The sequence below is a fragment of the Streptomyces alkaliphilus genome (genome assembly GCF_014141535.1).
GTDB lineage: Bacteria > Actinomycetota > Actinomycetes > Streptomycetales > Streptomycetaceae > Streptomyces > Streptomyces alkaliphilus.
Genome location: NZ_VKHT01000734.1, coordinates 1 through 2,637 on the forward strand (window position 1 = coordinate 1; position 2,637 = coordinate 2,637).

Annotated in this window: 3 protein-coding genes; all 3 read right to left on the reverse strand. The window is 75.3% G+C overall.

Going from position 1 to position 2,637, the window contains the following annotated elements; genetic code table 11:
* Positions 1-242 precede the first annotated feature (242 nt).
* Positions 243-686: a PTS-dependent dihydroxyacetone kinase phosphotransferase subunit DhaM gene (locus FNQ90_RS19100; protein ID WP_182607492.1), complete on the reverse strand. Its 444-nt coding sequence runs from the start codon at positions 684-686 to the stop codon at positions 243-245.
* Positions 679-1,362 carry a dihydroxyacetone kinase subunit DhaL gene (gene dhaL / locus FNQ90_RS19105; protein WP_182607493.1) on the reverse strand — a complete coding sequence of 228 codons (684 nt, stop codon included), beginning with the start codon at positions 1,360-1,362 and terminating at the stop codon, positions 679-681. The genes FNQ90_RS19100 and dhaL overlap by 8 nt, the downstream gene beginning before the upstream one ends.
* Positions 1,363-1,456: 94 nt before the next feature.
* Positions 1,457-2,440 carry a dihydroxyacetone kinase subunit DhaK gene (gene dhaK, locus FNQ90_RS19110; protein WP_182607494.1) on the reverse strand — a complete coding sequence of 328 codons (984 nt, stop codon included), beginning with the start codon at positions 2,438-2,440 and terminating at the stop codon, positions 1,457-1,459.
* Between the last annotated feature and the right edge of the window lie 197 nt (positions 2,441-2,637).

Consider the following 2,637-nt stretch of genomic DNA (forward strand, 5'->3'; position numbering starts at 1 on the left):
CTCGTGGTGCTGGCCTCGGGGCGTCGTTCGCGTCTTCCCCGGGCGGCCCTGGTGTATCCCGAAGCCGCTCTGCTGCTCGGCCCCGGGCACCCGGCGTCGGTTCTCCCCACGGGAGGCGGGGACGGGGGACCGGGTACCCGGGAGGAGACGGCGACGGTGTAGTGCCCCGGGCGGCCCCGCCCCGGGGAGCCACCGGTCGTGCCGTTCCGCGGCGGGTTGCGGACACGGGGCCGGGAGCCGGGTCACCGCTTGCGGTAGTCGCGGGCCTCCCCGGCCGCTTCCGTCACCCCCTCCAGGTCGGCGCCGCCGGCCGCGGCGACCACGGCCGCCACGGCCCCTTCCAGGAAGGGGGCGTCGAGCAGTCGGATCCCGGGGGGAAGCCCCTCGTCCCCGGCCTCCTCCTCGCCGTCCGCCACCAGGGACCGCACGGTCAGCACCGCGCTTCCGAGGTCCACCAGGACCGCAACCCCCGCGCCGGCGTCCGCCCGCCGCGCCGCATCGGTGATCGATTCGGCGTCGGTTCCGATCCCGCCGTCCGGATCACCCCCGGTGGGCACCACCCGCACATTCCCGGCCCCTCCGGCCAGGGCGATGGCGAGCCGGGCCACCGACTCCGCGACCTCCCGACTGTGCGAGACCAGCAGGATGCCCGGCACCCCCGCGCTCCCGCAGCCGTTCTCAGCCACGGTCGACACCGTTCCCGCGGGGGTCGTTGTCTCCCGCCAGCCGCGCGGCGGTGTCGGCCAGGGCGCCGATGAGCAGGGCCGAGGAGGCGGCTCCGGGGTCCTGGTGGCCGATGCTGCGGTCCCCCAGGTAAGCGGCCCGGCCGCGCCGGGCCCGCAGCGGTACGGTGGCCAACGCTCCCTGGTCCGCGGCCGCCGCGGCGGCGCCGAAGGACCGGGTCAAACCCTCGACGGCCGGCTCCAACGCGTCGAGCATCGTCTTGTCCCCGCCGGTGGCGCCGCCCAGTTCGGCCACCGCGCCCACGCCTGCGCGCAGGGCTTCCGCGAGTTGGGTCCGCGACACCTCGGACGTGTCCCCCAACTCCTTTCCGGCACGACGCAGCAGCGTCCCGTACAGCGGTCCCGAGGCCCCGCCGACGCTCGAGATCAGCGTGCGCCCGGCCCCGGTCAGCACCGCACCGGGAGTGGGCGGCGGCGTCTCCGCCAGTCGGCGCGTCACAGCGGCGAATCCCCGGTTGAGGTTGCTGCCGTGGTCGGCGTCGCCGATCGCCGCGTCCAACTCGGTGAGCCGGTCGGCGTCCCGGGCCACCGCGGTGGCCGCGGCGTCGAGCCAGCCGACGAAGAAATCGGCGTCCAGCGTCGGCTCCGTGCCCTCGTCCCGGCCGGTTTCCGGTTCCATCTACGCGTTCCCCTCTCGTTCCGACCCTCGTCCCGTCCCCGGGGCTTTCCGTGTCCCCGGGAACCCGGAGCATCCCTTCCCGGCCGTGCCGACCTCAGGCGCCCCAGCGCAGGGCGGCGGTGCGCACCGGCGTCTCCCACAAGCGGAGCAACTCCTCGTCGACCGGACACAGGGTGACCGAGCAGCCGGCCATGTCCAGGGAGGTCACGTAGTCGCCCACCAGCATGCGGGCGGGGACCACCGAGCGTTCCGCGAGGGCCCGCGACACCTCGGAGGCGTATCCGTACAGTTCCAGCAGGGGAGTGGCCCCCATGCCGTTGACGAGGACCAGCACGGGGTCGTCGGGTCGCAGATCGCCCACCAGCGCGTCCACCGTGGCGTCGGCGATCTCCCCGGAGGTCATCATCCCGCGGCGTTCGCGGCCGGGCTCGCCGTGGATGCCGATGCCCAGTTCCAGTTCCCCCTCCGGCAGGTCGAAGGTCGGGCCGCCGCGGGCCGGGGTGCTGCAGGGCGCCAGCGCCACCCCGAAGCTGCGGCAGGCGTCGGCCACCCGGTGGGCCACCTCCGTCACCCGCTCCAGCGGCGCCCCCGCCTCGGCCACCGCGCCGGCCAGGCGCTCCACGAAGAGGGTGCCGCCCGTCCCCCGGCGACCGGCGCCCTCCCCCGCGGGCAGGGCGACGTCGTCCCGCACGACGACGGTCTCGACCCGAATGCCCTCCTCGGCGGCGAGTTCGGCGGCCATCTCGAAATTCAGCACGTCCCCGGTGTAGTTCTTCACCACGAACAGCACCCCCTCGCCGCTGTCGACGGCGGCGGCGGCGCGCAGCATCTGATCGGGGACCGGGGAGGTGAACACCTCGCCGGGGCAGGCCGCGTCGAGCATGCCGGGGCCCACGAAGCCGCCGTGCAGCGGCTCGTGACCGGACCCGCCGCCGGAGACCAGTCCCACTTTGTTCGCCACCGGGGCGTCGCGCCGCACCACCACCCGGTTGGCCACGTCCACCGTGAGTTCCGGGTGGGCGGCCGCCATGCCGCGCAGCGCGTCCTCCACCACCCGTTCCGGTACGTTGATCAGCATCTTCACGCGGTTCTCCCTCCACACGGACCGCCGGACCCACCCGGGGTGGATCACTCGATCGCCGTCGGTTCCCGGCACGGACCCACCAGCGTACGGACCGGGGGTGCGCCGGGGGAGTACGCGCGCCGCGCGCGCCGCCGATCCGACCGACGGTCACCCCGGCGGCGCAAGGGGGATCGGATGGGGGCGGGGTCCGG

Excerpts from the sequence above, each read along its gene's own strand:
- dhaL (WP_182607493.1), bottom strand. The coding sequence starts at position 1,362 with ATGGAACCGGAAACCGGCCGGGACGAGGGCACGGAGCCGACGCTGGAC.
- dhaK (WP_182607494.1), bottom strand. The coding sequence starts at position 2,440 with ATGCTGATCAACGTACCGGAACGGGTGGTGGAGGACGCGCTGCGCGGC.